This window comes from Pseudoalteromonas sp. S3178 (assembly GCF_005886985.1).
GTDB classification, from domain to species: Bacteria; Pseudomonadota; Gammaproteobacteria; order Enterobacterales; family Alteromonadaceae; genus Pseudoalteromonas; species Pseudoalteromonas carrageenovora.
Window position 1 is genome coordinate 1 of the sequence record NZ_PNCW01000440.1, and the last position, 356, is coordinate 356.

The 356-nt window shown below is 62.6% G+C and carries 1 protein-coding gene; it reads left to right on the forward strand.

Features of this window, described 5'->3' with window-relative positions; genetic code table 11:
* Positions 1-68 precede the first annotated feature (68 nt).
* The coding region (locus CWC11_RS23630; RefSeq protein ID WP_502704825.1) for a condensation domain-containing protein at positions 69-356 on the forward strand (288 nt) is incomplete at its 3' end.

Consider the following 356-nt stretch of genomic DNA (forward strand, 5'->3'; position numbering starts at 1 on the left):
CGGCATTTTATCAGGGCGAGGGGGCGAGGCTGGCAGCGCCACAGCCATACCGCCACTATGCGGCCTATCTGGCGCAACAGGACGGTGAGGTGGCGCAGGCTTACTGGCGCGATGTGCTGGCGGAGGTTGAGCATAAAACGCCGTTGCCACTGGCGCACCAGCGAGCGGAGCAGCGAGCACAGGAACCAGCGATGCAGGCACGTACAGTGACGTTCAGCGAAGAGCAAACGGGGGCGCTGAGCGCCTTTGCGAAGCGCAGTCAGACGACAGTGAACATTTTGGTACAGGGCGCTTGGGCGCTGTTGCTGAGCAAATACGGTGGCGGCAGTCAGGTGGTGTTCGGTTCGACGACGTCG